Genomic DNA, 23,187 nt, shown 5'->3' with positions numbered 1-23,187 from the left:
TCCACGGCCCAGGCGCTGGGATGTGACGGCCCGCGGGGCGCGGACGCCACGGAACCCGCGGGAGGGGCCACGGACGCCACGGGACCCCACGGGCAGGGAGCCGTGGGACACCACGAGCCGCGCACACCACGGGCCACGAGCCGCGCACACCACGGGCCACGGGGCGCGGACGTCACGGGCCGCGGGCCGTCGACGTCACGGCCGCGTACGTCCGCTCGTCCACCGCGCGGCCCCGGCCCGGCCGCCGGAGGCGATCCGCGCCGTTTGGGTCGATGTCAGACCGAGGACCTAGTCTGTGCACCGTGACTTCGCCTGCTTCGACGGACCGTGTTCCGCCCCAGCTCAGCGCGGGGCCGCGCCCCGCGCAGGGTCCGGCCGCCGACGAGGGGCTGGCGCGGCGGCTGCGCGCGCTCGCCTGCACGGCGCCGATCCACGACCTCGACGCACGCAAGGCCAACCTGGCCGGCGAGTACTCGGTCTACGGCATGGCGGAGATCGCCCTGGCCGCGATCGACCTCGTCACGCTCAACATGGACTTCGACACCGGCGCGGACCACGACCAGATAGTGGCCCGTCTGCTGCCCCGCATCGCCGCGCAGGCCCCGCGACGGCCCGTCGCCGAGCACGAACGGGTGGCCCGCTGGGTCCTGGAGAACCTGATCAACGTCGGCAGTGTGGACCGCGGCTTCCGCGCCGCCTACGGCATGTTCGCGCCGGACGGCACGTACGTGCGCCGTGACTACGACTTCAAGCTGATCGAGGAGGTCCCCGGCTACGGCGGTGCTGTCTACCTGCGCACCACCGACGAGGCGGTCAACGTGCTCGTCGGCGCCCTCGACACGGACGTCACCAGCGCGCAGATCGCCGCCGAGGTCAAGCTGGAGGTGCTCATCCGCCGCGGCCGCCTCGCCGACGCCCAGCTCGCCGCCGAGCAGGCCCGCTACCGCACGGTGCAGTACTCCGAGACGCTCCGGCGCGCCCTGGAGGCCACCCGGCGCAACGTGCGGGCGGTGGACTGGCTGAACGCGGTGCCCGACATGATCGCCGAGGCCTTGGACCACGTCGCCGACCGCTACCGCCACGAGAACGCGATCCTCACCAACATCCGCAAGGCACGCGACGAGATCGAGGACGCGGAGAACAAGCGCCGGGCCGCCGAACTCGTCGACATCGTCAAGGACTGCATCCGCCGCCACACCCAGTTGCAGTCCCGGCTGCTGGAGGCCGGCCCGCTGTTCCGCGCCGAGCAGGACCGGCAGGCCTTCGCCACCCCCATGACCTCGTCGGGGACGGACCTCTACGGGCATCTCGTCGCCCCCCTCCTGCCGCTGCCGGTGGAACAGGCGGTCCGGGTCACCGACGCGTTCTTCGCGCACGGCACCGGGCTGCGCACCCCGGTGTCCGTGCGCATGGGCGACCTGGTCGACCTCCTGCTGACCCCGCCCCAGGAGCGGGAGCACCTCGGCGCGGAGATGCCCGAGCCCGACCTGATCGCCACGCCGGACGACAGCCGCTTCAGCGAGGAACAGCTGGCCGCCGCGACGCGCCTGCTGGACCTGCCCGCGGACGCCCCGCGGCGGCTGTCCGGGCTGCTGGCCGAGGCCCGCCGCTCCGACCCCGATCTTCCGTACCTGGTGGCCCTGCTGGCCGTGCACGCGGCCAGCCCGGCCGTCGGCACCGCCTACCGGCAGGGCGAGCAGAAGCTGCTGTTCGCCGTGGACGACGGGACGGAGCTGGACGACCCCGAGTTCGGCGGCGCCGACCTCATCGTCGGCACCGCCCTGCTGGACTCCGCCGGGATGGCCGCGGACCGCACGGAGGCGGCATGAGCCCGCCGGAGAACCGCAGGAACGCACCCGTCATGAACGAACCCCGCAGGAACGCACCCCAGCGCACGCACACGCAGCGGCACGCGCACGCGAGCCGCGACAGCAAGGAGCCGAGGCCGTGACCGAGCACGTCGACCGGAGTGAGCCGGAGGCCGCGACCGTACCGGCCTCCGCCGCCGTCACCCCCGCCGACGCCGCCGACGCGGCGCGGCTCGTCGCCTTCGGCCTGCAGCCCAAACTGCAGCCCGCGCGCGACCAGGAGTACGCCGACCTGCTGCGCCGTCACCGCGAGGACCCCGCGTTCGCGCGGCTCGCCGACGCCGTCGCCGCGGGCCTGGGGCTGATCGTGCTGGAGGTGTCCCCCCGCGCGGGCATGGCCGTGACCGCCGCCGAGGACTCCGTGTTCGCCGTGCGCATGGGCGACTACGCCCGCCGCACCTCCGCCGACGGCGGCGACCGCTTCCTGCACGGCCTCGCCCACCTCTGCGTCGCCGCGATGGCCTTCCCGCGCCCCGAGGACCTGGCCGACGACGGATACATCGGCCGGGTCAGCGTCAACGGAGTCGACTCCTTCGTGCGCCAGGCCTGTCATCGCCTCGAACGACGCGCGCAGGAACAGGGCGAGAACACCGACCCCGCCAGCGACGCACCCGGCCTCGAGGCCGCCTGGCGGATCTGGGCCAGACGCAGCTCCACGGGCGCCACCAAGGACGCCCGCAGACTCGCCGGCTCGACGACCGGCATCGTCGGCAAGGCCGTCGCCTTCCTCACCGACTCCGGCTTCCTCCAGCGCACCGGCGACGACAACGGCGGCACCTACCGCACGACCGCCCGCTACCAGCTCCAGGTGCGCGACATGGCGGGCAGCGCCGCCATGGCCGAACTCCTGGAGCTCGGCGTCGTCCCGGTCACCGACGGAACACCGACCCTGCTGCCCGCCGAGGAGAGCGACGACCTGGAGCTGGTGGCCGACGCCGGTCTTCCCTTCCACGCCTAGCCCCGCCCGCGCGCCCGCGCACTCACCCCCTGATCCGCCGATCTGCCGAAGACTTACGAGAGTCCGCCATGTACGAGCTGTCCCGGGTCCGCCTCTACTCCATCGGTCCCGCCGGTGCGCGCTACGCCGACACCGTGCTTGACCTGCGGGGCGTCGGCGACGTCGTGCCCGACCCCGCCCCCACCCAGGCGGAGTTCTTCGCGGACGAGCCCGTCGGCCCGCCGCGCCGCCCCGCGCCCGCCGGCGTGCTCTTCCTGGAGAACGGCGGCGGCAAGTCCGTCCTGCTGAAGCTGATCTTCTCGGTCATGCTGCCGGGCCACCGCAACACCCTCGGCGGAGCCAGCTCCGGCGTGCTGCGCAAGTTCCTGCTCGCCGACGACTGCGGACACGTGGCTCTGGAGTGGCAGCACGTGCTCACCGGCGAGTGCGTCGTGGTCGGCAAGGCGAGCGAGTGGCGCGGCCGCCAGGTCTCCAACGACCCGCGCAAGTTCGCCGAAGCCTGGTACTCCTTCCGGCCGGGCCCCGGTCTGAGCCTGGACAACCTGCCCGTCGCGGAGTCCACCGCCGTGCGCCCGCCCGTCGAGGGCGCCTCCGGCGCGCGCGGCCGACGGCGCACCATGAAGGGCTTCCGGGACGCCATCACCGAGGCGGGCAAGGCGTACCCGCACCTGGAGGTGCACTGGGAGGAGATCCACGACCGGTGGATCGAGCACCTCGGCGACCTCGGCCTCGACCCCGAACTCTTCCGCTACCAGCGGGAGATGAACGCCGACGAAGGCGAAGCGGCCGGCCTCTTCGCCGTCAAGAAGGACTCCGACTTCACCGACCTGCTGCTGCGCGCGGTGACCGACACCCGCGACACCGACGGCCTGGCCGACCTCGTCAGCGGCTTCGGCAACAAGCTCGGCCGGCGCGCCGAGCTCATCGCCGAACGGGACTTCACCGCCGGGTCCGTGGACCTGCTGGGCCGGATCGTCGAGGCCGCGGAGACGAGGGCCCGCGCGCGGGACGTCCACACCGGCGCCGAGCGGCGCACCCGCGCGCTGGCCCGCCGGCTCTCCGCGCGCGGACTGCGGGAGAAGCAGCGGGCCAGCGACCTCGCCCAGCGGGTCACGGCCGCCGCCTACGCCGTCACCCACTCCGAGGGCGCACGCGGGCGAAGTGCCCTGATCGCCGCCGAACTCGCCTACCGGAACGCCTCGCTGGCGCTGTCGGCCGCCGAGAAGTCGGCCGCCGCGCAGAAGCGGGAACTCGCCGACGCCCGCACCCTGCACGCCGCCTGGCAGGCCGCCGAGGCGGTGCTGCGCCACCGCACCGCCGCCGACCGTGTCGCGCGCGTGTCCGCCGCGATCCAGGAGGCCGAACGCGACGCCGCCCCCGCCCTCGCCGCGCGCGCCAGGGCCGCCGTCGACCTCGTACGCGCCCTGCATGCGGCCGCGGAGAGCGCCGAGAGCCTCGCCGACGAGGAGGAGGAGCGGTCGGCCGCCCTTCAGGAGGTCGGCGAGTCGGCGCACCGCGACGCCACGTCCGCCGCCACCGACGCCCAGCGCGCCCGCAGCGAGGTCGGCCACCTGCGCCAGCGTCTCGCCGAGGTCGAGCAGGAGACCGCCGAAGCCGTCCGCGCGGGCTGGCTCGACGACAGCGCGCCCGACGCCGACCCCGCCCGTGCCGCGCTCGCCGCCAGCGACGCCGAGAAGACGGCCGTCGCCGCCTGGGACACCGCAAGGGAGGCCTCGCGCCGAGCGGGCGAGCACGCGCGCGAGGCCGCCTCGGCCGAGTCCCGCGCCGAGCTCACCGCGGCCCGCGCCGCCGACGCCGCCACCGCCGCCCAGCGCGCCTACGACGCCGAGCGGCGGCTCGCAGACTCCCTGGCCGGCGAGGAACGGCTCGCCGAACTGCTGGGGCTGACCGGCGCCCGGCCGCACCGGCACATTCCGCAGCCACGGCAGGACGGCGAGTCCTCCGACGGCGCCCTGCTGTCCCCCGAGGACCTGGACCGCTGCGCCGACGAACTGCGCGAACTCCTCGACGACGCCGTCTCCTCGGCCGAACGGCAGCTCTTCGAGCTGCGCACCGCCGCCGCCGACGACGCCCGCATCCTCGGCGCTCTCGGCGACGGCGGACTGCTGCCGCCCGGCCCGGACGTCCTGGCCACCGTCGAGTTCCTCGGCGAGCACGGCATCCCCGCGCTGCCAGGCTGGCGCTACCTCGCCCAGGCCGTCGCCCCGGCCGACCACGCGCGGGTGCTCGCCGCCCGCCCCGAGCTGGTCGACGGCGTGATCATCACCGACCCCGGCTCGCACACGCGCGCGCGTGAGGTGCTCGGCGAGGCCGCGCTGCTGCCGCGCTCGGCCGTCGCCGTCGGCACCGCCGCCGCCCTCCTCGCGCCCACCCCGCCGGCCGGCTCCGACGGCGGCGACGTCTTCCTCGTCCCGCCGAACCCGGCCATGCACGACGAGCACGCCGCCGACGAGGAACGGCAGACGCTGCGTGCGCGGGCGACCGCGCGGGACGAGGACATCCGACGGCTCGCGGCGCGGCTCGGCAAGGACCGGGAACTGGCGGCACGGCTCGCGTCCTGGCGTACCGGCTGTCCCGCCGGGCGCCTCACCGAGCTGGCGCGGGCCGCGGGGGAGGCCCGCGCGTTCGCCGACGAGACCGAGGCCGAGCTGGCCGAGGCGCGGAGCGTGCGCGCGGAGGCCGAGGAGACCGCCGCCGAGGCCGCCCAGGCACGCGACGAGCGCCAGGAGGCCGCGCAGAAGGCCCGCCGGGCCGCCGACGCGCTCGCCGGACTCGCCTTCCGGCTGCGCGAGCGCGCCGGCTGGCAGGCCAAGGTGCGTGAACTCACCGACGAGGCGGCCGAGTCGGAGGCCCGCGCCCAGGCCTGCCTGGAGCGCGCCCGCGCCGCCGACGAGGACCGGCGCGGCGCCCAGCGGGCCGCCGACGACGCCCGCCGCACCGCGCGGGCCCTGCGCGCCGAGCGCGCCGAGATCGCCGGCGCCCCCGACGACGTCCCCGCGGACGACGCGAACGCCTCCGGGGCCTCCCTGCCCGCCCTCCGCGAGGCCTACCGGGCCGCCTCCCAGCTGTACGAGAAGGTCGGCGTCGGCGCCGACCTGCGCGCCGAGCAGGCCCGCGCGGAGAGCGACGAGAGCGCGGCCCGCGCCGAACTGGACCGGCTGAGCAACAAGGTCCGCACGCGCGCGGAGCAGTTGCTCCAGTCACCCGACGGCTCCGACGGACCGTCCCGGCAGGCCGCCGCCGCACGCGCGGAGGAACTGGTGCAGCTCCTGGAGACCCGCGTCTCCACCGCGAGCGAGCAACTCGGCCGCCTGCGCGGCGAGGCGGAGCGGCACGCGCCCGAGGACGGCGCGGCGCACACCGACCTCGCCGAGGAGCTCCAGCCGCGCGACGCGGAGCACGCACAGGCGCTGCTGCGCACCGCGACCTCCGAACTCGCCTCCCGCACCGAGGCTTTGGAGCGCTCCCGCGAGGCGCACGCCGAACTCCTGGCCGCCCACCGGGCCGCCGAGGACGCGGCGGGCGGGTTCGACGAGACCGCCGCCATGCTGCGCGACCTGCTGCGCGAGCACACTCCGGAAGAGGAGCAGGAGGAGGCCGAGCCCTACCCCGGCACCCTGGAGGAGGCCCGCCAGTCGGCCGCCGAGGCCCGCCGCTCCCTGCGCGGCTGCGCCGCCGACCTGTCCGCCGCCGAGTCCGCCGTCCGCGAGGCGAGCGACATCCTCGTACGGCACGCCAACTCCACCCGCTACGAGCAGGTGCGCACCCCCGCCCGCCAGCAGATCCGCGAGCTGCCGGCCTCCGCGCTGCCGGAGCACGCCAAGAGGTGGGCGGACGCCTTCGCGCCCCGACTGCGCGTCCTCACCGACGAGTTGGCGCAGCTGGAGCGCAACAGGGACTCGATCGTGCACCGGCTGCGGGGACTCGTGGAGTCCGCCCTCGCCACCCTGCGCTCGGCCCAGCGGCTCTCCCGGCTGCCCGAGGGGCTCGGCGAGTGGTCCGGCCAGGAGTTCCTGCGCATCCGCTTCGAGGAGCCCGACCAGGCCACCCTCACGGAACGGCTCGGCGAGGTCATCGACGACGCGACGCGGGCGGCCGTCAAGAAGAACTCCGACCTGCGACGCGACGGCATGTCGCTGCTGCTGCGCGGGGTCGGCGCGGCGCTCCAGCCCAAGGGCGTCGCCGTCGAGATCCTCAAGCCGGACGCCGTGCTGCGCGCCGAGCGCGTCCCCGTCGGCCAGATGGGCGACGTCTTCTCCGGCGGTCAGCTGCTCACCGCGGCGATCGCCCTGTACTGCACCATGGCCGCCCTCCGGAGCAACGACCGGGGCCGGGACAAGCACCGCCACGCCGGGACGCTGTTCCTCGACAACCCCATCGGCCGCGCCAACGCGACGTACCTGCTGGAACTCCAGCGCGCCGTGTCGGACGCCCTGGGCGTCCAACTCCTCTACACCACCGGCCTGTTCGACACGACGGCGTTGGCGGAGTTCCCGCTGGTCATCCGACTGCGCAACGATGCCGACCTCAGGGCGGGCCTGAAGTACATCAGCGTCGAGGAACACCTGCGCCCCGGCCTGCCCCAGCAGGCCGCGGCCGCGGAAGGCGACACGGCGCAGGTGCACAGCGAGATCACGGCGACCCGGATGTACAAACGCCCCGTACCCGACGCCGGCTGATCACGGACTGCCCCGTCGTCGCGGCCCGGACGGGCCGCGATAGCCGATAGCCGATTCCGGGTCGAGGCGTCGGCCCGGGCGATGGCAAAGATCAGGGACAGAGATCAGGGACAGAGATCGGAGGCAGGGCGCGCGGCCTCACAGCCGCGTTCCCTCCGCCGTCTCCCACACGACCCCGGCGACGTCATCCGCTGTCAGCAGGAGTGCAACAGCCGCCCGTCAGGCGCGCAGGAGCCGCCCCTCAGGAGTGGGAGAGCCGACCGGCGGCGCCGGCCTGCCGACGTATCCGCTCCTGCCCGCGCGCGGCGATCCGTGCCTGCCTGCGGGCCCGGCGCCGCTCACGCCGCAGGGAACGCGCGGTGCTGCTCGGCGTCGACACCACCCCGTTGCGCTGGTTCCAGACCTGCCGGGTCACCCAGACGTCCAACGCGCCCCAGGTGGCCAGCACCGTGCTCACCACACTGCTGATCACCATGGGGAAGGCCAGCCACGACCCGGCCATCGTGCACAGGAAGGCGACCATGGCCTGAATCAGCGTCACGGCGATGACCAGCACCGCGCGTACGGCCGCCGTGCGCACCGGATCGGGCATCCGGCGGCGGCGCGCCGGTTCCTCGACCCACAACGGCCGGTAGGCCACCCGGGCCGGCCGGGCGGCGCGCTCCGCCGACGCGGACCGCTCCCCGGCGCGGGCCTGTCCGTCCGCCGTTCTGCGACCGTCCGCGGGACGGCCGCGATCCGGTGCCTCGGGTTCCCGCAGCGCCGTACCGGCCGCCACTGTGCCGTCCTCCGGCGCTTCGCGCCGCTCCGCCGTGCCCATCACCGTGTCACTCCCCACCGCCAGCAGACCGCTCGCCTTCGGGTCGAATGACCCTGCTCCCCAGTGGCTGCCCGGCTTGCGCTGATTTACGCCGCCCAGGTGCGGCATACGGCTCGTGTGGCCGGTTCCGCCCCCGCTTCCCGCTCAATAGGACGTGTGACCAGCCCGGAAGATTCCCGAGTTGCGAAAAATTCTGGCCAACTCATGTGTGCGGCCGCTCGGATCCGGCCGGAGCCCGAGGTCCGGATCCGGGGAGGCCATCTCCCACAATGGCCGGACAACACACCATGTCCGGTCCTCGGTACGGTAGTTCGCCTTCGGGACGGCTCTTCGAGATATCTGCCCGTCGGTAGTAGGCTCGCGCCGTTTGTTGACGCACATGTGTACCCCCTGCCTGTGGGGGGCCGAGCAGGGGGAGGCCATGCGCTTTCGCGGGAAGTCGATCCGCCGGAAGATCGTGGCGCTGCTTCTCGTGCCGCTGGTTTCCCTGACGGCGATCTGGGGTTTCGCCACGGTGCTCACGGGGCGTGAGGCGAGCCGGCTGTTCACGGTGTCGTCCCTCGTCGAAAAGGTCGGCTACCCCGTCGAGGACACGGTCCGCGTCGTCCAGCAGGAACGCCGCCAGACCCTCGTCTTCCTCGCCGATCCCCGCGCCGCCGACGCGCTGACCGCCCTGCGCCGTACCCGGACCGCCACCGACGAGGCCATGGCCGAGATCCGCGGCAACGCCCGCGACCCCGAGGTGCGCGACGTCCTGGACCAGGACGACAGTGAGGGCCTCACCGCGGTCCTCGACGCCTTCGACGGAATCGCGGTCCTGCGCCGCAGCGTGGAGGAGCGCACCGTCACCCGGGCCCAGGCCCTCGCCCTCTACACCCAGCTGATCGACCCCTGCTACTCCCTGCTGGTCAAGCTGGACGTCGTCGACAGCGTCGAGATGGACAAGCAGTACCGGGCCCTCGTCGGCGTCGCCCACGCGCGGGAGCTGCTCTCCCGGGAGGACGCCCTGCTCGGCTCCGCCCTCGTCGTGGGCCGGCTCAGCCGCGAGGAGATCCGCGAGGTCTCCGATCTGAAGGCCCAGCGGGACGTGCTCTACGACATCAGCCTCGTCCAGCTGCCCACCGCGGAGCGCGACCGCTACGAGAGCTTCTGGAAGAACGCGGCCACCGCCCCGCTGCGCAGGATCGAACAGGCCGTCGTCGGCGCCACGCCCGGCGACCCGCCCCGCGGGGTCGGCGCCAGGAGCTGGGACACCGCGGCCGGCAGCGTCCTGGACGAACTCGGCGCCCTGGACGAGCAGGCCGACGACCGCTACCAGGACCGGGTCCGCCCGGTGGCGACCGAGGTCATCGTCAGGGCGGTCGTCGCGGGGGTCTTCGGGCTGGTCGCCCTCCTCGTCTCCCTCGTGCTGTCCGTGCGCATCGGCCGGAGCCTCATCCGCGACCTGCGCCAGCTCAGGATGGAGGCCCACGAGGCGTCCGGGGTGCGGCTGCCCAGCGTGATGCGCAGGCTGTCCGCGGGCGAGCAGGTCGACGTCGAGACCGAAGTACCGCGCCTGGAGTACGACAAGAACGAGATGGGCGAGGTGGGCCAGGCCCTCAACACCCTTCAGCGCGCCGCCGTCGAGGCCGCCGTCAAACAGGCCGAACTGCGCTCCGGCGTCTCCGAGGTCTTCGTCAACCTGGCCCGTCGCAGCCAGGTGCTGCTGCACAAGCAGCTCACCCTGCTCGACACCATGGAACGCCGCACCGAGGACACCGAGGAACTCGCCGACCTCTTCCGCCTCGACCACCTCACCACCCGCATGCGCCGGCACGCCGAAGGACTGGTGATCCTCTCGGGGGCCGCCCCCTCAAGGCAGTGGCGCAAACCCGTACAGCTCATGGACATCGTGCGCGCCGCCGTCGCCGAGGTCGAGGACTACGAACGCATCGAGGTCCGCCGGCTGCCCCGGCTGGCCGCCACCGGACCGGCCGTCGCCGACCTCACCCACCTGGTGGCCGAACTCCTGGAGAACGCCACGGTGTTCTCCCCGCCGCACACCGCCGTCCAGGTGTACGGGGACCGCGTGGCCAACGGCTTCACGCTCGAGATCCACGACCGCGGCCTCGGCATGGCCCCCGAAGCCCTTCTGGACGCCAATCTCCGGCTCGCCGAGACCCCGGAGTTCGAGCTGTCCGACACCGACCGCCTCGGACTGTTCGTGGTGAGCCGGCTCGCCCAGCGGCAGAACGTCCGCGTCTCCCTGCAGCCCTCGCCGTACGGCGGGACGACCGCCGTCGTCTTCATCCCGGACGCGCTGCTGACCGACGACGTCCCCGACACCAACGGCATCGGCTTCCGCCTCGACCGCCCCAGGCCGCCGAAGGAGACCGCGTCGGCGGACAACCGCAGGTCCGCGCTGACCCCGGGCACCGCTCAGCTCCCGGGAGTGCCCGCCTCGCTGCTCGACGGGCCGGTCGAACTCGAGGCCCCCGTCGGCCTGGGAGCCCTCGGCGAGTTCCAGGTCCCCCTTGCGGAGGACGACGACGACCAGGGCGTCCTGTTCCGCCCCCGCCGTTCGCTCACCGACCCCGGCGAGCCGGGCGCCGAAGCCGACCAGCACCGCAGGCCGCCCACCGCACCGGGCGCCCCCGCCGGACCGCTCGGGGACGTCCCCGACGCACCCGTGCCGCTGCTCCCCGGGCGCCGTACGCCGAAGCTGGTCAGCTCGCACGGGCGACCGGTCCACGACCAGCGTCCCCCGCGCGCGGGGGACGACCCGGACCTCGCGGCCCGGCCCGGCCCGCGCCGCGTCGACGACGGCACGCCGGCGCCCCTGCCGTCACGCCGGCGCGGCACGGCCGCCCGGATTCCGCACACCGGTGACGCCGACGACGCCCTCGCGGGGCAGGAGCACGCCGGACGCGGCCCGCAGGACCCGTCCTCGCCCCCCGCGCTTCCGCGCCGCGCACGGCACACCGCGGCCCCGTCCGAGGGCCCTGACGGCGACGCCGGCCGGCGACGGGACGCGGATCCGGACACCGGCTCCGGCACGGGAGCGCTGCCGCGGCGCGTGCGTCAGGCGAACCTGGCCCCGCAACTGCGGCAGGGCCCCGCCCCGCGCGCGGAGGACCGTACGGACCCGGCGGACCGGGACGCCGACGAGGTACGCAGCCGCATGGCCTCGCTGCAGCGCGGCTGGCAGCGCGGCCGCGTCGAGAACGCCGCGGGCGACGACGCCCACAGCGGCACAGCACCACAAGGAACGACAAAGGGGGACGGTCGATGACCGCACCGAACACGACCGGCCACACCAGCACCAACGGCGAGCTGAACTGGCTCCTCGACGAACTCGTCGACCGCGTCGCGGGCATCCGCAAGGCCGTCGTCCTCTCCGGAGACGGTCTGCCGACGGGAGTGTCCAAGGACCTGTCCCGTGAGGACGGCGAGCACCTCGCCGCCGTCGCGTCCGGGTTCCACAGCCTCGCCAAGGGGGTGGGCCGCCACTTCGAGGCCGGCAGCGTGCGCCAGACGGTCGTCGAACTCGACGAGGCGTTCCTGTTCGTCACCGCCGCCGGTGACGGCAGCTGCCTCGCCGTGCTCGCGGACGCCGACTCGGACGTAGGTCTCGTGGCGTACGAGATGACGCTGCTGGTCAAGCGGGTCGGCGTACATCTGGGCACCGCCCCGCGCACCGATCTGCCCTCGGGCGGGTAGTGGGACGGCATGAGCACAGACGGTCAGGGAAGCAGTCACTGGTTCGACGACGAGGCCGGGCCGGTCGTCCGTCCGTACGCCATGACGCGCGGCCGTACCACCAGTGCGGTCCAGCATCGTCTCGACCTGATCGCGGTCGTCGTCGCGGAACCGCATGCCGACGACGCGGAAGCGGACCCCTCGCTGTCGCCCGAGCACGTGGACATCGCGGCGCTGTGCCGGGACGCGCCGCAGTCGGTCGCCGAACTCGCGGCCGGACTGAACCTCCCCATCGGGGTGGTGCGCGTCCTGGTGGGCGACCTCGTGGACGCGCGGTTCGTCCATGTGAACCGGCCGGTGCCGCCGGCCGAACTGCCGGACGAAAGCATTCTGCGTGACGTGATCGACGGCCTGCGCGCCCTGTGAACACCGCGGACGGGGCGAGGCCCGCTCCCGGCGTCCCGCCCTCGGGGCCCACAGGCCGCCGCAACCGCCGCAGGGCCCCGGTCCAGGGCCCCGGCGGGTACCGAGAGCCCCGGCCCGGCAGACGGCCTCCCCGCCCGCCCCCGATCAACCGGTCCGGCCACCGAACCGGCCACCGAGCCACAAACCACAAGCCACAAGCCATCGAGCAGGAGAGAGATCGATGATCTTCGGGCGTTCTGAGCGCGACAAGCCCCCGGTCGAGCCCGTCACGCTCAAGATCCTGGTCGCCGGCGGCTTCGGCGTGGGCAAGACGACTCTCGTCGGCGCCGTCAGCGAGATCAGGCCGCTGCGCACGGAGGAGTACCTCACCGAGGCCGGTCGGCCCGTGGACGACACCACGGGCGTCGAGGGCAAGCACACCACCACCGTCGCCATGGACTTCGGGCGCATCACCCTGCGTGAGGACCTGGTGCTGTACCTGTTCGGCACGCCCGGCCAGGAACGGTTCTGGTTCATGTGGGACGAGCTCTCCGAAGGCGCGCTCGGCGCCGTCGTGCTCGCCGACACCCGCCGACTGGATGACTGCTTCGCCGCCGTCGACTACTTCGAGCGGCGCTCCATACCGTTCCTCATCGCGGTCAACTGCTTCGAGGACGCCGTGCGTTACCCCGAGCAGGACGTGCGCGGGGCACTCGACCTCGACGACGACGTCCCGGTCGTCCTGTGCGACGCCCGCGACCGCAGATCGGTCAGAGACGTCCTCGTGGGCGTCGTCCAGCACGCGATGGACTACGGATCCGAACGCCGCGAGACCGTCACCACCTGACCGCTGACCCGCCGTCACCGCCGCACGCGCGCGCCCGCGGGTCTCACCGCACCGCGACCACCGCCGAGCCATGGCCGAACAGCCCCTGGTTGGCCGTGACGGCCACGCGCGCGTCCGGGATCTGCCGGTCGCCCGCCTGCCCCCGCAACTGCCAGGTGATCTCGCAGACCTGGGCGATGGCCTGGGCCGGCACCGCCTCCCCGAAGGAGGCCAGGCCGCCGCTCGTGTTCACCGGTATGCGGCCGCCCGGCGCGGTCGCGCCCTCCCGCAGCAGTTTGGCGGCCTCGCCGACGCCGCACAGGCCCAGGTCCTCGTACCACTGCAGTTCCAGGGCGGTCGACAGGTCGTAGACCTCGGCGAGCGACAGATCCTCGGGGCCGACGCCCGCCTCCTCGTACGCGGCCCGCGCGATCGACGCGCGGAACGGCTCGGCGTCCGGCGCGGCCTCTCTGGCGGAGTCGGTCGCGATGTCGGGCAGGTCGAGCACCGTACGGGGGTAGCGGGGGGTCACGGTGGACACGGCCCTGATGCGCACCGGGTCCGCCGCCCCGTGCCGACGGGCGAACTCCATGCTCGACAGCACCAGGGCCGCACCGCCGTCGGAGGTGGCGCAGATGTCCAGCAGCCGCAGCGGATCGGCGACGACGGGAGAGGCGGCGACCTCCTGCGCGGTGACCCGCCTGCGATAGCGCGCGTACGGGTTCAACGCTCCCAGGGCCGAGTTCTTCACCTTGACCTGTGCGAAGTCCTCCGGGGTATCCCCGTGCACCGCCATGCGCCGGCGCGCGTACAGCCCGAAGTACGCCGGATTGGTCGCGCCGAGCGCGCGGAAGCGCAGCCAGTCCGGGTCGTCCGGCCGGTCTCCTCCCGCCGGGCGGAAGAAGCCCTTGGGCGCGGCGTCGGCGCCCACCACCAGCACCACGTCCACCCGGCCCGCGAGGATCTGGGACCGGGCCGCGTCGATCGCCTGCGCCCCGGACGCGCACGCCGCGTACACGCTCGTCACCCGCGCCCCCTGCCACCCCAGCGCCTTGGCGAACGTCGCTCCGGCCACATGGCCCGGATATCCGCCGCGCACGGTGTCCGCGCCGACGATGGAGCCGACGTCCCGCCAGGCCACGCGCGCGTCCGTGAGAGCCGCGCGAGCCGCCTTCACCCCGTACTCGACGAAGCCGCGCCCCCACTTGCCCCACGGATGCATTCCGGCGCCGAGCACCGCCACCTCCGCCGTCATCCCGCCACCCCCGTCGGCCGCCATCGCCAGATCGTCCAGGTCGTCTCCGCGTCCTCGTGGAGCACGCCCGGGACGACCTCCACCTCCATGCCCACCGCCAGATCGACGACGGTGATCCCGGGAACCGCCTGTCCCAGCACCACGATCCGCTCGGACTCCAGCTCCACAGCGATCAACGCGTACGGCTCCCACGGAAGTTCCGGATCCGTCACATAGGGTGACGGAGGCCGGTACCGGCTGTCCGTGTACGACCACACGCGTCCACGGCGGGACAGCGGCGCCTCCTCCAGGTCGTCGCTCTGGCAGTCCGGATTGCGGCAGTAGACGTCCTCACGGGGGAAGAAGACGGCGCCGCATGCCGAACATCGCGTGCCGAGCAGCGTGAAGTCGTCTCCCTCCCCGGTGAACCATCCGGCGACGACGGGCGTGCGTGTCCGCGACAAGGTTCCTCCCGAACTCGTCATCTGACGACTCGTCAGAAGTGTGGCACGGTGCCGGGCAAATAGGCAGAGAGCGGCAGAGAGCACACGCGATGACAGCGGACATGACAGCAGACCCGGCACGCCCCCGGGGCGCCGCCGAGGGCCTCCGGCGGGCCCGGACGGACTGCTGCGCCGACGCACCTCCCGAAGGGCCGGGTCGCCGCCGTACGCCGCCCTCCCCAAGATCGGATACGCTCCGCCGCGTGTCCGAAACTCTGCACTCCACTTCGAACTCCGCGCACGGCTCCCACTGTTCGAGCTGCGGAGCGCCCTACGGCGAAGGCGTCACCGGCTGGCCACGCACCTGCCGGGTCTGCTCCACCGTGGCCTACCGCAACCCGCTGCCGGTGGCCGTCGCGCTCCAGCCCGTGTACGACACGAAGGGCACCGCCCTCGTCGTCATCACCCGGACCATCGCCCCCGCGCGCGGAGGCATCGCCCTGCCCGGCGGCTTCATCGACGACCGCGAGGACTGGCGGCAGGCCGTCGTCCGCGAGCTGATGGAGGAGACCGGCATCGAGGCCGCGTCCCGCGACGTGCGGCTCGCCGACGCCATGAGCTCACCCGACGGTCACCTGCTGCTGTTCGGCCTCCTTCCCGAACGCCCCGCGGACCGACTGCCGGCGTCCGCCGCCACCGACGAGACCGAGGGCTGGCTCCTGCTGCACCGGCCGGAGGAACTCGCCTTCCCGCTCCACACCGTCGCGGTGCGGGCGTTCTTCGAGGGCCGCTACATCTGACGTCGCCGCTCGCCCAGCCCGCGCACGCGCACGGGGTGGGACGGCGTCCGCGGCGCGTCCTCACCCTCCCGCTCCACGACGACCCCTGAGCCCTCCCAGCGGGTGACGTACCGCTCGATCTCCGGCTCCTCCCGCCCGTCGGCAGCCTCCCGCACCACCAGGCCCCCGCCCGTCCGCCCGGGCGCAGGCGCCCACACCTCCAGTTCCAGCCCGCCGCCGTCGCCGCGCACCGGCAGCACGGCGCCCGCGCGCGCGAGCACCGGAACACGCGACAACGGGGCGTCCACGACCACCTCGCCGGGCCCCTCGTAAGCCCGGCCCGTCGCCGTGTCGTACCAGCGCCCCCGCGGAAGCCGCACCGTACGCCGGTCGGCGCCCGGTTCCAGCACGGGCGCCACCAGCAGACACTCGCCCAGCAGGAAGACGTCCTCGCAGTCCCGCAACGCCCGGTTCCGAGGCGATCCCCACCACACGGGACGCACGCAGGGAACGCCCGTACGGCTCGCCAGATGCGCCAGCGTCACGAAGTACGGCAACAGCCGGCGACGCTCGACGAGCACCCCACGCGCGTGCGCCAGCACCTCCGTGCCGAACTCCCACGGCTGCCGCCCGCCGCCGCGCCCACCCGCGCGCGTGCGGAACACCGGCAGATACGCCCCCAGTTGCAGCCGACGCAAATACAGCTCCGGGGAGGGACCGCCGTCGAAACCGGCCGTGTCCGGCCCCGAGAAAGGCACCCCGCACAGCCCGAGGCCCATCACCAGCGACAACGACGCCCGCAGCCCCGGCCAGCCCGTGCCGACGTCCTCGCACCGGACACTCCCGTACCGCTGAAGACCCGCCCAGCCGGACCGGGACACCAGGAAAGGGCGCTGCTCCGGCTCAAGCCCTCGCAGACCCTCGTACGCCGCCCGGGCCATGCACAGCCCGTACACGTTGTGCGCCTCGCGGTGATCGCCACCGCGCCCCTCCAGCGAGTGCCGGGCCGACCTGGGCAGCGTCGGCTCCCCGAAAGCGGCGAACGACGTCGGCTCGTCCCTCTCGTGGCAGAAACCGGCGAAGCCCTGTGCGATCCGCTCGGCATGGAGAGCGCCCCACCACTCGCGCACACGCGCGTGCGTGAAATCCGGGAACACCGACTTCCCGGGCTGCCCCACACCCTCCACGAGTTCCCCCGCCGCGCCACGCACGAACGCGTCCTCGGCGACCCCGCCGTCGAACACGGCGGTGCCCGGCGCGGCCTTGACCGCCGGATCCACGACGGACACCAGACGCGTCCCCTCCCGCCGCAGCTCCTCCGCCAGCCCCGGCAGTTCGGGGAAGCGGTCGCGATCGACGCTGAACACCTGTTGCCCGTCGTAGTGGTCGACGTCCAACTGGACCGCGTCCAGCGGCAGCCCGTGCTTCCGGTACCCCTCGACGACCCGGCGGACCTCCCGCTCGTCGAGGGCGCGCGGCGCGTGCTGATGACCGAGGGCCCAGGCCGGAGGCGCCGCCGGCGCCCCGGTGAGCGAGGCCCAGGTGAAGAGCACGCGCGCGGGGGTGCCCACCATCACCCAGCAACGCAACGGCCCGCCGTCCATCCGCACCTCGCACGCCCCCGGCCGGTCGTGCCCGGACCCCGCGCCCACCTCACCCTCCCGCAGCACGACCCTGCCGTCCCAGGACGAGTCGTGGAACACCAGATGCGAGCCCGCGTCGGCCACCACCAACTGCACCGGCATCGTCAGACGGGCCCGATCGCCCCCGACACCGCCCCCGCGCGCGGGACCGGAGTTCCACAGCCGGTACGTCCCGTCGCGCAGCCGCGGCCCGGAGGCCCGGCCGCCGAGGCCGAAGAACCGCGCGTCCGCCGCGACCTCCGAGCGCTGCATCCACCGTGCCGCACCGCCCTCCCGCCGCTCCCACCACCGGGGCGGCAGATCACGCCGCAGCACCACCCCTCCCGGCGTGCACACCTCGACGGCCCCCCGCCGGGAGACCACCACCGTCACCCGCTCCGCCACCACCCGCCAGCCGCCGTCCTTGTCCGGCTCCAGCACCACGCGCCGGTCCGGCTCCGGACAGGGACCGGCCAGCGCGTACGACGGCTCGGGCTCCGCCCCGTCCCACCCCCAGAACACGGCCCCGTTCACGGCCACCCGGACCCGCAACTCCGAACGGCTGAACCGGAGAGTCCCCCCACCGGGACCCGGCCGCGCCTCCTGAAGCAGGCCGGGCGCCCGCGCGCGCTCGGGCCCCCGTGCCGGCAGCCAGGCCGCGTCGGCACGCCTCCTGCGCCACGACGCCCGCACGGTGCGCACCCCCTGGGCGACCCCCGCGGAACCGACCGCCTTCATCGAATGCACCAGGTCACGACCGCTCATACCGCTCACCCTGTCACTGACCGCGTCCCGCGCGCGGGTCGTTCAACTGCCGTTCACCCGGGACGGGAGCACACCCCACCACACACTGCGGGGCCCCGCCCTGGTGCAGAAGTCGATCACATGGCATCGTCCGTGTCAGCCGCGTCACGCGCACCACCCCCTGCTCGTGCGCGGGCGACGCACACGACGCGCACAGTCCGGGAGCCGATTCATGCCCACCGCGAACCCCGAGCCACTCTGGCGGCCAGACCCGCAGCGCACGGCCGAGGCCCAGATCACCGCATTCCAGACCTGGGCGGCCGAGCACCACGGAGCCCCCTCCGGCGGCGGATATGCCGCGCTGCACCGCTGGTCCGTCGACGAGCTGGAGACGTTCTGGAAAGCCGTCACGCAGTGGTTCGACGTACGGTTCTCGACGCCGTACACGCGCGTGCTGGGCACGCGCGCCATGCCCGGCGCCGCGTGGTTCCCCGGCGGGACGCTGAACTACGCCGAACACGCCCTGCGCGCCGCCGCCACCCGACCGGACGAGCCGGCCCTGCTGTACGTCGACGAGATCCACGAACCGAGCCCGGTCACCTGGGCCGAGCTGCGCCGCCAGGTCGGCTCACTGGCCGCCGAGCTGCGCGCGCTCGGCGTCCGCCCCGGCGACCGGGTCAGCGGATACCTGCCCAACATCCCACAGGCCGTCGTCGCCTTCCTCGCCACCGCGGCCGTGGGCGGCGTGTGGACCTCCTGCGCGCCCGACTTCGGCGCGCGCAGCGTCCTCGACCGGTTCCAGCAGGTGGAACCGGTCGTCCTGTTCGCCGTCGACGGCTACCGCTACGGCGGCAAGGAGCACGACCGCCGCGCGGTCGTCGCCGAACTCCGCGCCGAACTGCCCACCCTGCGCGCCGTGGTCCACATCCCCCTGCTCGGCGCCGAAGCGCCCGAAGGCGCCCTCGACTGGTCGGCCCTGACGGCCGCCGACGAGGAACCCGTCTTCGAACAGGTCCCCTTCGACCATCCGCTCTGGGTGCTCTACTCCTCCGGCACGACCGGCCTGCCCAAGGCCATCGTCCAGTCCCAGGGCGGCATCCTCGTCGAGCACCTCAAGCAACTCGGCCTGCACTGCGATCTCGGCCCCGAGGACCGTTTCTTCTGGTACACCTCGACCGGCTGGATGATGTGGAACTTCCTCGTCTCCGGCCTCCTGACGGGAACCACGATCGTCCTGTACGACGGCAGCCCCGGCCACCCCGACACAGGCGCCCAGTGGCGCGTCGCCGAACGCACGGGGGCCACGCTCTACGGCACCTCGGCCGCGTACGTGATGGCCTGCCGCAAGGCCGACGTGCATCCCTCCCGCGACTTCGACCTCTCCAGGATCCGGTGCGTGGCCACCACGGGGTCCCCACTCCCGCCCGACGGCTTCCGCTGGCTGCACGACGAGGTCCGCGACGACCTGTGGATCGCCTCCGTCAGCGGCGGCACCGACGTCTGCTCCTGCTTCGCCGGAGCCGTCCCCACCCTCCCGGTGTACATCGGCGAGCTCCAGGCCCCCGGCCTCGGCACCGACCTGCAGGCCTGGGACCCCGACGGCCGCCCCGTGATCGACGAGGTCGGCGAGCTCGTCGTCACCAACCCCATGCCCTCGATGCCGGTCCGGTTCTGGAACGACCCGGACGGCAGCCGCTACCACGACAGCTACTTCGACACCTATCCCGGCGTCTGGCGGCACGGCGACTGGATCACGGTGACCTCGCGCGGCTCCGTCGTCATCCACGGCCGCTCCGACTCCACGCTCAACCGCCAGGGCGTGCGCATGGGCTCGGCGGACATCTACGAGGTCGTCGAGCGCCTTCCCGAGATCAAGGAGTCCCTGGTCATCGGCATCGAGCAGCCCGACGGCGGGTACTGGATGCCGCTCTTCGTCCACCTCGCCCCCGGAGCCGTCCTCGACGAGGCGCTCCTGGACCGCATCAAACGGGCCATCCGCGAACAGCTCTCCCCGCGCCACGTCCCCGACGAGGTCATCGAAGTGCCGGGAGTCCCGCACACCCTCACCGGCAAGCGCATCGAGGTCCCGGTCAAACGACTCCTCCAGGGCACCCCGCTGGAAAAGGCCGTCAACCCCGGCTCCATCGACGACCTCGGCCTCCTGCACTTCTACGAGGACCTCGCCCGCAAGCGATCCTGACCACCCCCCGGCCGGACCGCCGGCCGAACACCGCGGCTGGTCCGAGCCTCGCCGAGCACGACCGCGAAGGCCCGGACCACCGCCGAATTCCCCTGCGACCAGGGCTTTTCTGTGCCGCGCCGGTCAGCCGACGACCCGTCGCCCCCTCACTGTCAGTGCTGCCGGTTACTGTGAGTGAGCATTGATCGACGTGCACACCAGGGGGAAAACCGTGGCAGACACCGACCAGCACACCATGCGACGCGACCTGCGCCGGGAGATCGCCGGAACCATCGGCGTCCTCACCGACGAACACGACTTCCGCGTCATGCGGCGCTACCGCACCTTCACGTTCGACGACCACGCCGCCTACCTCGAGCAGGTCGAAGGCCTGCTCAGGACACGCGCCCAGCAGGGCAGCCACACCACGCTGGCCCTCTTCGACCCGCAGGACTACGCCGACTACTGCAAGGCCAAGGGCCTCGACGCCGACGATCCCGCCAACCGGACCCGCTTCACGGCCGCACTCGCGACCACCGGCCCCACCGTCCCCTACGAGGGCCAGCCCCTCGCCGACCTCCTGCCCACCCTCGTCGACGAGGCCGTCCGACAGGCCACCTGGGAATACGCCGCCACGCTGCTCGCCCGCCTCGGCCCCTGCGCCACCTGCGGGGAGGACATCGGCCGCGCCGCCTTCACCCGCGCCTCGGACCTCCTCGCCCGCATCCTCGACACCGCGCCGCCGGGGGACAGGCACCTCGTCTGCAGCGTCACCGCCCCACCCGAAACGCTCGTCGCCGTCCTCCAGGCCGACGACGAGACCGACGACACCGGCCTTCCGCTCGACGACGCCGAGGCCCTGGAGTTCACCACGGTCCTCGCGCTCGGGCTCGCCACCCAGAGCCCGGGCGGACTGGTCATGCGCACCACCGCCCCGGGCGCCCGCGACCAGATCTACGGCTGGCGCCTGCGCGGCGAAGGCCTCGAACCCCTGACCGCCGGCGAAGTCTTCGACGCCTACTGCACCGACGTCGAGTCCGGCGAGCTCATCTCACCAGAGTCAGGCGTCGACTACTGCTTCCCACCGAACCTCGGCCCCGGAGGCAGGCCCCCGGGCCACGCCCACTGACCCGCGGACCACACCCGCACACGCGCCAGGGGCGCCCCACCCGAAGGCGGAGCGCCCCTGTCCACCGGCCGACGGCCGGCCGCGACTACTCGCCGGACAGCACGGCCTGCGCCGCGTCCCGTGCCTCCTGCGCGCTGTCGCACGCCCGCGCGGCGGCCGCCGCGCGCTCGCACTGAGCCAGCGTGTACTTCGCCAGCGCACTGCGCACATACGGAATCGACGCCGACCCCATGGAAAGAGAGGTGACGCCCAGCCCCGTCAGCACACACGCCAGCAGCGGATCGGCGGCGGCCTCGCCGCACACACCGCAGCTCTTGCCCTCGGCCTTGGCCGCCTCGGCGGACACGGCGACGAGGTCGAGCAGCGCCGGCTGCCACGGGTCCTGAAGCCGGGACACCGCACCCACCTGCCGGTCCGCCGCGAACGTGTACTGCGCGAGGTCGTTCGTCCCGAGGGACAGGAACTCCACCTCCTGGAGGATCGAACGAGCCCGCAGCGCCGCCGACGGAATCTCGACCATCGCGCCGAACTTCGCCCGCAGCCCCGCCTCGCGACAGGCGTCCGCGAACGCCTTGGCGTCGGTGCGGTCCGCCACCATGGGCGCCATCACCTCGAGGTAGACGGGCAGCCCCTCGGCGGCCTTCGCCAGCGCGGTCAGCTGCGTCCGCAGCACGTCGGGGTGGTCCAGCAGCGTCCGCAGCCCCCGCACACCCAGCGCCGGGTTGGGTTCGTCGGCCGGAGTCAGGAAGTCCAGTGGCTTGTCCGCCCCCGCGTCCAGCACCCGCACGACGACCCGGCCCTCAGGGAACGCCTCGAGCACCTGGCGATAGGCCTCGACCTGCTTCTCCTCGCTCGGCGCGTTCTTGCTGTCGTCGAGGAAGAGGAACTCGGTACGGAACAGTCCGACGCCCTCCGCGCCGGCGTCCAGGGCAGCCGGCAGGTCGGCCGGTCCTCCCACGTTCGCCAGCAACGGCACCTTGTGACCGTCGGCGGTCGCACCCGGCCCGGTCGAGGCGGCCAGCGCGGCCCTGCGCTCGGCGGCCGCCGCTTCGAGCCGTGCCTTCTTCTCGTCGCTCGGATTCACATGGACGTCGCCCGTGCTGCCGTCGACCGCGATCATGGTGCCCTCCGCGAGCTCGCCGGCGCCCGGCAGAGCCACGACGGCCGGCACCCCGAGCGCGCGGGCGAGGATCGCACTGTGACTCGTCGGCCCGCCCTCCTCGGTCACGAAGCCGAGCACCAGCGTCGGGTCCAGCAGCGCGGTGTCCGCCGGAGCCAGGTCCCGTGCGACCAGCACGTAGGGATCGTCGCTGTCGGGCACCCCGGGCATCGGAACGCCCAGCAGCCGGGCGACGATACGGTTGCGCACGTCGTCCAGGTCAGCCACGCGGCCCGCCAGATACTCGCCGGCCCCGGCGAGCAGTTCACGGTAGGCGGCGAAGGCGTCGTACACGGCACGCTCGGCCGTGCTGCCGACGGCGATACGCCGGTCCACGTCCACCATCAGCTCGGGGTCCTGGGCCATCATGGCCTGGGCCTCGAGCACCGCCTGGGCCTCGCCTCCCGCCAGATTGCCGCGCGCCGTCAGGTCGGCCGCCACCGCCTCCACGGCCTTGCGGGCGCGCCCCTGTTCGCGCTCCGCGTCCTGCGCCGGGTTCTGCTTGGCGGGCGGTTCGAGCACCGCCGTTCCCATGTGCCGAACCTCGCCGATCGCCACACCGTGGCTCACACCGACGCCTCGCAGCGTTGTCTCCATCTCGCCCGTCTCCCATAGTGCGGCGGGTCCCGCCGCCGCGGTGGTT

15 protein-coding genes are annotated in these 23,187 nt (G+C 73.7%); 10 read left to right on the top strand and 5 right to left on the bottom strand.

The genetic code is table 11. The annotated features are described in order from the left end of the window. Nucleotides 1-302 precede the first annotated feature (302 nt). From OG802_RS05680 to OG802_RS05670, 3 genes are all read left to right on the top strand, one after another. Complete coding sequence (locus OG802_RS05680) at nt 303-1,829, top strand: hypothetical protein (RefSeq protein WP_329407780.1); 1,527 nt, start codon at nt 303-305, stop codon at nt 1,827-1,829. 118 nt (nt 1,830-1,947) lie between these two features. Next, nucleotides 1,948-2,826 carry a hypothetical protein gene (locus tag OG802_RS05675; RefSeq protein ID WP_329407778.1) on the top strand — a complete coding sequence of 293 codons (879 nt, stop codon included), beginning with the start codon at nt 1,948-1,950 and terminating at the stop codon, nt 2,824-2,826. A gap of 68 nt (nt 2,827-2,894) precedes the next feature. Next, nucleotides 2,895-7,526 (top strand): hypothetical protein, encoded by a 4,632-nt coding sequence (locus tag OG802_RS05670; protein ID WP_329407777.1) that lies wholly within the window; start codon nt 2,895-2,897, stop codon nt 7,524-7,526. A gap of 241 nt (nt 7,527-7,767) precedes the next feature. Here the strand turns inward: OG802_RS05670 and OG802_RS05665 are convergent, their stop codons facing one another. Beyond that, the gene (locus tag OG802_RS05665) at nt 7,768-8,346 is read right to left on the bottom strand and encodes a hypothetical protein (RefSeq protein ID WP_329416952.1); all 579 of its coding nucleotides are present in this window, start codon (nt 8,344-8,346) and stop codon (nt 7,768-7,770) included. Nucleotides 8,347-8,767: 421 nt separating this feature from the next. Between OG802_RS05665 and OG802_RS05660 the strand changes: the two genes are divergently transcribed. The 4 genes from OG802_RS05660 (at nt 8,768) to OG802_RS05645 (ending at nt 13,276) form a co-directional block, all read left to right on the top strand. After that, the gene (locus OG802_RS05660) at nt 8,768-11,617 is read left to right on the top strand and encodes a sensor histidine kinase (protein ID WP_329407774.1); all 2,850 of its coding nucleotides are present in this window, start codon (nt 8,768-8,770) and stop codon (nt 11,615-11,617) included. Next, nucleotides 11,614-12,045 (top strand): roadblock/LC7 domain-containing protein, encoded by a 432-nt coding sequence (locus OG802_RS05655; protein ID WP_329407772.1) that lies wholly within the window; start codon nt 11,614-11,616, stop codon nt 12,043-12,045. Before OG802_RS05660 ends, OG802_RS05655 begins: the two co-directional genes overlap by 4 nt. A gap of 9 nt (nt 12,046-12,054) precedes the next feature. Then, nucleotides 12,055-12,450, top strand: coding sequence for a DUF742 domain-containing protein (locus tag OG802_RS05650; RefSeq protein WP_329407770.1), 396 nt, complete (start codon nt 12,055-12,057; stop codon nt 12,448-12,450). Between the two features lie 220 nt (nt 12,451-12,670). Further along, nucleotides 12,671-13,276 carry a GTP-binding protein gene (locus OG802_RS05645; RefSeq protein ID WP_329407768.1) on the top strand — a complete coding sequence of 202 codons (606 nt, stop codon included), beginning with the start codon at nt 12,671-12,673 and terminating at the stop codon, nt 13,274-13,276. Between the two features lie 43 nt (nt 13,277-13,319). Here the strand turns inward: OG802_RS05645 and OG802_RS05640 are convergent, their stop codons facing one another. Beyond that, nucleotides 13,320-14,510, bottom strand: a complete 1,191-nt coding sequence (locus OG802_RS05640; RefSeq protein ID WP_329416950.1) for a lipid-transfer protein — start codon at nt 14,508-14,510, stop codon at nt 13,320-13,322. Then, a complete protein-coding gene (locus OG802_RS05635; protein ID WP_329407766.1) occupies nt 14,507-14,953 on the bottom strand; it encodes a Zn-ribbon domain-containing OB-fold protein in 447 nt (148 codons plus the stop codon). The genes OG802_RS05640 and OG802_RS05635 overlap by 4 nt, the downstream gene beginning before the upstream one ends. Before the next feature lie 242 nt (nt 14,954-15,195). Here OG802_RS05635 and OG802_RS05630 point away from each other — a divergent pair, with 242 nt between their 5' ends. Beyond that, entirely contained in the window at nt 15,196-15,732 is a 537-nt protein-coding gene (locus tag OG802_RS05630) for an NUDIX domain-containing protein (protein WP_329407764.1), read from the top strand. Here the strand turns inward: OG802_RS05630 and OG802_RS05625 are convergent. After that, on the bottom strand, nt 15,723-18,098 hold the full coding sequence (locus tag OG802_RS05625; protein WP_329407762.1) for a TIM-barrel domain-containing protein: 2,376 nt from the start codon (nt 18,096-18,098) through the stop codon (nt 15,723-15,725). The two genes, OG802_RS05630 and OG802_RS05625, sit on opposite strands and share 10 nt — an antisense overlap. Before the next feature lie 211 nt (nt 18,099-18,309). Here OG802_RS05625 and OG802_RS05620 point away from each other — a divergent pair, with 211 nt between their 5' ends. Then, nucleotides 18,310-20,277, top strand: a complete 1,968-nt coding sequence (locus OG802_RS05620) for an acetoacetate--CoA ligase (RefSeq protein WP_329407760.1) — start codon at nt 18,310-18,312, stop codon at nt 20,275-20,277. Nucleotides 20,278-20,488: 211 nt separating this feature from the next. Continuing rightward, the gene (locus OG802_RS05615; RefSeq protein ID WP_329407758.1) at nt 20,489-21,385 is read left to right on the top strand and encodes a hypothetical protein; all 897 of its coding nucleotides are present in this window, start codon (nt 20,489-20,491) and stop codon (nt 21,383-21,385) included. A gap of 85 nt (nt 21,386-21,470) precedes the next feature. On the opposite strand, the gene ptsP is transcribed toward OG802_RS05615, so the two are convergent. After that, nucleotides 21,471-23,141, bottom strand: coding sequence for a phosphoenolpyruvate--protein phosphotransferase (gene ptsP / locus OG802_RS05610; RefSeq protein WP_329407756.1), 1,671 nt, complete (start codon nt 23,139-23,141; stop codon nt 21,471-21,473). Between the last annotated feature and the right edge of the window lie 46 nt (nt 23,142-23,187).

It is taken from the genome of Streptomyces sp. NBC_00704, from assembly GCF_036226605.1.
Classification (GTDB): domain Bacteria; phylum Actinomycetota; class Actinomycetes; order Streptomycetales; family Streptomycetaceae; genus Streptomyces.
The sequence above is the reverse complement of the archived record's forward strand: the minus strand, read 5'-3'. Positions and strand labels throughout refer to the sequence as shown.